The following is a 6565-nucleotide window of genomic DNA, read 5'->3' as shown; positions in this document are numbered from 1 at the left end:
TCGCGCCGCCGCCCTCCGGGATGTCGGTGGTCTTCGCGAGAACGGGGCCCCCGCTCGCTGACCCGCTGCCGTTGGTCTGCTCGACGGCATCGGAACCGGACGACTCGTTCGAGCCGCCGCACGCGGTCAGCACGGCGGCCACCGAGACGGCGCCGGCCGCCGTGACAACGGTCCGGCGCCCGATACGGGCCTGGTGGTCCTGCGATGCGCTCATACGGGCGCTCCCTCTCTGCGGTGTTCATGGATCCGACGCTTCGTCCAGGGGTACGGGCAGCCGGTGATCCGTGTTCAAAGGTCCAGGGACTTCCTCAGGAAGTCCCGCTCCAGCAGCAACAGGCTGCTCGCGGTCTGCTCCTGGCCGACCAGGTGGCCGGCGCCCGACAGCGGCAGAACCGTGTGCGGCCTGCCCGCCGCGAGCAGCGCTGCGGAGAGCCGCAGCGTGTGTGCCACGGCCACATTGTCATCGGCAAGACCGTGCACGAGCATGAGCGGCCGGGTCAGTGCCGACGCCTCGTCCAGGAGCGAATTGCGGGTGTAGTTCCCGGGCAGCACGTCCGGGTGGCCAAGGAAGCGTTCCTCCCAATGGGTGTCGTAGAGCCGCCGGTCGGCGGGGGCCGCACCCGCCACCGCCGCGTGGAAGACCTCCGGGTGCCGCAGCACGGCCGCCGCCGCCAGGTACCCGCTGAACGACCAGCCGCGCATCGCCACCCGGGTCAGGTCGAGGTCCGGGTAACGGGCAGCCGCCGCGTGCAAGGCGTCGATCTGGTCCTCCAGGACGGCCGTGAGGCGGTCGCCGTGCACCGACTTCTCCCACGCCTCACCACGCCCGGGGGTGCCCCGCCCGTCGGTGACGAGCACCGCGAACCCCTGCTCGGCGAACCACTGGGCGACCGCGACCCACCAGGCCCGCACCTCCAGGACGACCTGCATGCCGTGCCCGGCGTAGGGACTGAGCAGCACCGGCAGCGGACCGTCGCCCGGCCGGTGCCACGACGGCAGGTAGAGCCTGCTGCGCAGGTCCCGCTCGCCCAGGCTCAGGGCCAGCGGCCGCGGTGTGACGAGGGGTTCCTCTGCCAGGACCGCGACGGAGCCCGTCGGCACCCCGGCGCGCAGCACCGTCACCGTATGGCCGTCCGGCGTCCTGCTGTCCAGGACCACCGTCGGGCCTCCGACGGCCGCCGTGTGCACGCCGGGTGCGCCACTGACCCGAAGGAAACCGTCATCGGGATCATCGGCGGCGTACGACCAGACATGGATCTCGGTCGGCTCCTCGCCCGCCGTGAAGAACACCCGCCCGTCGGCCGCGCCGATCACCTCGCGGACCTCCAGGCCGGGCGGTGTCGTGACGCCGCCGATCTCCAGCCCCTGGGTGTCGCCGCCCGGCCGCGCGGGAACGACGAGGGCTCCGGAGCCGAGACGCAGCGGTGTGCCCGGGCGCAGGGCCACCCAGGCGGGGTCCTGGGTCCGGCGCGAGGTGCGCACCGCGCCGGACGCCTCGTCCACCTCCAGCACGTGGACCGACCGCTGGTCCCGTGTCTGCACGGTGACGAGCGGCCCGTGGCCGTCCCAGCCCGCCGCCACGACGTACTCGAACGCCCGGTCCGTCCACACGTCTTCGGGGTGTCCCTCGCCGGCCTCCCCGGGCAGGCGGACCTCCGTCCGCTCGCCGGACAGGCGCATCAGATGCAGCGAGACCCTGGCGTTCGCCGTGCCCGCGGCCGGATAGGCCACCACGCGGGGAGGCCGCTGCGGGTTCGCGGGATCGGCGATGTAGCGCTTGCTGACCTGTGCCGTGTCCACCCGGGCGACCAGGAGAGCATCACCGCGAGGCGACCACCAGTAGCCGCGCGAACGCCCGATCGACTCCTGCGCGACGTAGTCGGACAGCCCGTACGTCACGTGCTCGCCGTCGGGTCCGGCCAGCGGGCGGTCGTCGGTCCCGTCCGTCCGTACGGTCCGCAGCGCGCCCCGGGACACGTACGCGATCAGGGAGCCGTCGGGAGAGGGGCGCGGATCGACGACCGGTCCGGCCGTCGCGACGCGGAGCGGGGCGCCGCCCTCGGTACGCAGCACCCAGAGGACGCCCTGGAGAGCGAAGGCCACCAGCCGCGCGGAGGCGTCGGTGGCGTAGGACACCACGCCCGAGGAGGTCTCACGGGCCCTTTCCCGCCGGTCCCGTTCCTCGGGCGGCGCCTCGCCCGGGGCGTCGTCCGCGAAGCCGGGCCCCAGCGGATCGGCCAGGAGCCGCTCCGTACCGTCCTCGTACAGCCAGAGCCTGCTCACGGGGTCGGTGCCCGAGGTGCCCCGGAGGAACAGCACGCGTTCGCCGTCGGGGGAGACGGTGAACTGCCGCGGCACGCCGAGCGAGAAGCGCCGGGTGCGGGCGAACTGGTGCGGGAAGCGTTCCGCGGCGGTCGCGGGCGCGTCGGCGGTCGCCTCGAAGGGGGGATTCATGGCGACACCATGACAGGTGGAAATACGCTCGATCCATCATGGTCCGCCCGCATATGGTGCGAGGTTCCGCGCTCCGGTGGGGCAGGAGACCCCGGAATCCGGTCCCGTCGCGACGGAGCCCCGCACCGACACGCGACAAGTGCGTGCGATGCGGGGCTCGGTGACCCGGTGATCAGTGATCAGTGCGTCGGGGCGGCGGCGGACTTCGCCGCTGCGGCGCTCTCCTCCGCGAGCCGCTCCATGCCGCTCTGCGTCTTGAGCGGCTTCTCCTTGATGAACAGCACGGCGACCAGCGCGAGGAGCGCGAAGGGGGCGCCGATCAGGAAGACGTCGGCGGTCGCGACGCCGTAGGCGTGCTCGACCACCTGGCGGGCCGGCTCGGGGAGCGTGCTGAGGTCGGGAACGCTGTGTCCGGCACCCCCGTTGTCCGCGGCCCCGCCGAAGCCCTTCTCCATCTCCTGGGCCACCCGGTGGCCCAGGACCGCGCCCAGCGCACTCGTACCGATCGCGCCGCCGAGGCTCCGGAAGAACGAGAGCACCGAGGTGGCCGCGCCGAGTTCCGAAGCGGGCACGTCGTTCTGGGCGGCCAGCACCAGGTTCTGCATCAGCATGCCGACGCCGACGCCGAGCACGACCATGTAGAGGCTGAGCACACTGAACGAGGAGTCGGCGCCGATCGTGGACAGCAGGCCCATGCCCGCCGTCATGATGATGCCGCCCGCGATCAGGAAGCCCTTCCACTTGCCGCGGGAGGAGATGATCTGCCCGGCGACGGTCGTGGAGACCATCAGACCGAGGATCATCGGCAGGCTCATCAGGCCCGCGACGGTCGGCGTCTTGCCGAGCGAGATCTGGAAGTACTGCGAGAGGAAGACCGTGCCGCCGAACATGGCGACGCCGACGAGGAGGCTCGCGACCGTCGTCAGCGCCACGGTGCGGTTGCGGAAGATGGTCAGCGGGATGATCGGCTCCTGGACCCTGGACTCGACCAGGACCGCGGTGGCCAGCAGGACCACTCCGCCGGTGACGAGCGCGGCGGTCTGCCACGACGCCCAGTCGAACCGGTTGCCCGCGAGGGTCACCCACAGCAGCAGGGCGCTGACACCGCTCATGATGAGCACGGCGCCGAGATAGTCGATCTTCACTGCCCGGCGGACCGTGGGAAGTTTCAGGGTCAGCTGGAGCAGCACGATGGCCAGCAGTGCGAACGGCACCCCGATGAAGAAGCACCAGCGCCAGCCCAGCCAGGAGGTGTCCACGAGCACGCCTCCGATGAGCGGTCCCGCGACGGTGCCGACGGCGAACACGGCGCCGAAGATGCCGGAGTAGCGCCCGAGTTCACGCGGCGGGATGATCGCGGCCATCACGACCTGGGCGAGCGCGGTGAGACCGCCCGCGCCGATGCCCTGCACGACGCGGCTCACGATGAGCAGCCCGACGCTGTGCGAGAAGCCGGCGACGAGTGAGCCGACTACGAACATCGACAGCGAGAGCTGGATGAGCAGCTTCTTGTCGTAGAGGTCGGACAGCTTGCCCCAGATCGGGACGGTCGCCGTCATGGCGAGGAGCTCGGCCGTGACGACCCAGGTGTAGGCGGACTGGCTGCCGTTCAGGTCGGAGATGATCCTGGGCAGGGCGTTGGAGACCACGGTGGAGGCCAGGATGGCCACGAACATTCCCGCCATCAGGCCGGACATGGCCTGGAGTATCTGGCGGCGCGTCATGCCGGGCGCGGCCCCCTCGGGCGCACCGGCGGTACCGGCTTCGGGTGTGACGGCAGCGGTCATCGGCTGACGTTCCTCATTCTCTGGTGACTGGTTCTGTGGTGACTGGTTCGGTGGTGACTCGTTCGGTGGAGCGTGGAGCTGCGGCGGACCTCAGGTCCTGAGGCCGGCCGCCAGTGAGGCGAACGCCTCGCGGTACAGGCTCTGGAAGGTGCGGGTGCGGCCGGAGGCCACCCACACCTCGACGGTGGCGCGCACGGCGGCGATGGCCACATGTGCGAGCAGGCGGGGCTGCAGATCGGTCTCGGGGTCCTGGCCCAGACGCTCGGCCAGTACGGCGACCAGGGCGCGCTCGTCGGCGCCCTGGGCGGCCAGGAATCCCGGGAGCAGGGAAGGGCTCGTCCTGAGCACCGCCATCTGGAGTTCCCAGCGTTCGTGGTCCTCCTCGACCTGGGCGAGCTCCTTGGCGAGCGCCTCGCTGAGGGCTTCGAGTGCGGTGAGGTGCTCCGGCGCGTTCAGCACGGCCCGGCGCGTCCTTTCGGCGTGCTCGTGCCCCGGGCGGGTGATCGCCTCCTCCAGGCACGGGAAGTAGTTGAAGAAGGTGCGTACGGAGACGCCGACCGCGTCGGTGACCGCTTCCACGGTCACGTGCTCGATCCCGCGGGCCGCGGCCATGCGCAGGGCCATGTCGGCAAGGGCGTCGCGTGTCGCGCGCTTCTTGCGTTCGCGCAGCCCGAGGGAGGTGTCGTCGGCACTCATGAAGGTGCATGCTATGCAATTTTGCGCCCTGGGCAAAATTCTGGACGGTGCCTGTTCGGGGGCGGCTCGTCGGCCGCCGGGGTGGGCGCGCGCGAAAGAGGCGGTGCGTATCTCTTCACTGGGCTCGGGGGGCGCTGTTACATTCCGGAAAACAAGAATTCATTTCAGTCTGTGGCTGGAGGTACCCATGACGGCTGTCCAAGACGCTCCCCATGTGCAGACACCGGCTCGTCGCGAGCTGCCACCGTCGATGGTCGAGCGCATGACGCTGATCATGGACGTCTTCGAGGGCAGGGCGGCCCGGCTCTCGCTGGAGGAAGTGGCTCGCTCCACACAACTGCCCAGGTCGACGGCACGCCGGATCCTCGACCAGTTGGTACGGCTGCGCTGGCTCGACCACACCGCCCTCGGCTACGGACTCGGCCGCCGCGCTCTCGGCCTGGGCGGCGGGGACGGTGCGCACGGCGGGATCCGCGAGGCCGCGGCCGCCCGGCTGCACGATCTGCAGATCAAGACCGGCCTGGTGGTCCACCTGGCCGTCCTGGACGGGGCGGAGGTGCACTACCTCGACAAGGTGGGCGGCCGCTTCGCCGCTGCCGTGCCCTCCCGCGTGGGCGGCCGGGCGCCCGCCCACTCGACCGCGCTCGGCAAGGCCATGCTGGCCTGGCTCGAACCGGAGGACGTCGAGGCCAGGGCCGCCGAGTCCATCGGCCGTCTGACGCACCGCACCATCGCCGATATCGGCACCCTGCACCAGGAACTCAACCGGATCCGGCGCCGCCACGGCCTCGCCTTCGAACGCGGCGAGTGCTTCCCGGACATCGCCTGCGTCGCCGCCGCCGTTCGCGGGCCCGAGGGGCCGGTCGCCGCGATATCGCTGGTGGGGGACGCGTGGTCTCCGCGGTCTCCGCAGGCCATGGACCGGCTGCTCTCGGCGGGACAGTACGGCGACTGGCAGTAGGCCGCGCGCGAGCGGAAGGCCCTGCGCAGGCGACGTATACGACCGGGTCCGCAGCCCCTCACCCCCAGTGGTCGCCCCAGCCCCACGGAACGGGGGGCGCCGCGGGGCCCGTGACGCCGAACCCGCCGCGGAAGAAGAGCATCGGCTGCCGGTCGGACACGGTCTCCAGGGCCAGGACCCGGCCCACCACCACATCGTGGTCACCCGCGCCGTGCACGTCGTGCACATCCGCGTGCACCCGGGTCAGGACGCCGGGCAGGGACGGCGTACCCCAGCGGGAGACCTCCCAGTCCAGCCCTTCGAACTTGCGGCCCTTGCTCGAACCGAACCGGCCGCACAGATCGGTCTGCTCCTCGGTGAGGATGTTCACCGTGAACCGGCCCGCCTCCCGGATCCTCGGCCAGGCCCGCCCCCGGTGGTCCGCGCAGAACAGGACCAGGGCCGGTTCCAGCGACACCGATGCGAAGGACTGGCACGCGAAGCCGGCGGGAACCCCGTCCCGGCCGGTCCCCGTCACCACCGTGACCCCGGACGCGAAGGTGCCCATGGTGCGCCGCATCCGGGCAGGGGTCGGCTCGGTCTCCTCGCGCGCCTCGGGCGCGGACAGGGGCTCTGCGGTCATCGGGTTCACCTCGAGGGGGACGGTGCGGTGGTGTGCCCGGGGCCG

Annotated in this window: 5 protein-coding genes and 1 pseudogene; 1 reads left to right on the top strand and 5 read right to left on the bottom strand. The window is 71.6% G+C overall.

From position 1 onward, the window contains the following. From JGS39_RS18580 to JGS39_RS18565, 4 genes and pseudogenes are all read right to left on the bottom strand, one after another. Nucleotides 1–214 (bottom strand): annotated as a pseudogene (locus tag JGS39_RS18580) (iron-sulfur protein); the annotation flags it as partial. Nucleotides 215–288: 74 nt separating this feature from the next. Then, nucleotides 289–2454, bottom strand: a complete 2166-nt coding sequence (locus tag JGS39_RS18575; RefSeq protein ID WP_219570285.1) for a S9 family peptidase — start codon at nt 2452–2454, stop codon at nt 289–291. 179 nt (nt 2455–2633) lie between these two features. Then, a complete protein-coding gene (locus JGS39_RS18570; RefSeq protein WP_504740105.1) occupies nt 2634–4178 on the bottom strand; it encodes an MDR family MFS transporter in 1545 nt (514 codons plus the stop codon). A gap of 153 nt (nt 4179–4331) precedes the next feature. After that, nucleotides 4332–4937, bottom strand: a complete 606-nt coding sequence (locus JGS39_RS18565) for an acyl-CoA-like ligand-binding transcription factor (RefSeq protein WP_219570283.1) — start codon at nt 4935–4937, stop codon at nt 4332–4334. A gap of 250 nt (nt 4938–5187) precedes the next feature. On the opposite strand from JGS39_RS18565, the gene JGS39_RS18560 reads away from it, so the two are divergent. Further along, nucleotides 5188–5898 (top strand): IclR family transcriptional regulator, encoded by a 711-nt coding sequence (locus tag JGS39_RS18560; protein WP_219570287.1) that lies wholly within the window; start codon nt 5188–5190, stop codon nt 5896–5898. 58 nt (nt 5899–5956) lie between these two features. Here JGS39_RS18560 and JGS39_RS18555 read toward each other — a convergent pair whose 3' ends face one another. Continuing rightward, on the bottom strand, nt 5957–6520 hold the full coding sequence (locus tag JGS39_RS18555) for a flavin reductase family protein (RefSeq protein ID WP_236063857.1): 564 nt from the start codon (nt 6518–6520) through the stop codon (nt 5957–5959). Between the last annotated feature and the right edge of the window lie 45 nt (nt 6521–6565).

The organism is Streptomyces poriferorum (genome assembly GCF_019399235.1).
In the GTDB taxonomy this organism is placed as follows: domain Bacteria; phylum Actinomycetota; class Actinomycetes; order Streptomycetales; family Streptomycetaceae; genus Streptomyces; species Streptomyces poriferorum.
This window is presented reverse-complemented; position numbering and strand designations above follow the sequence as displayed.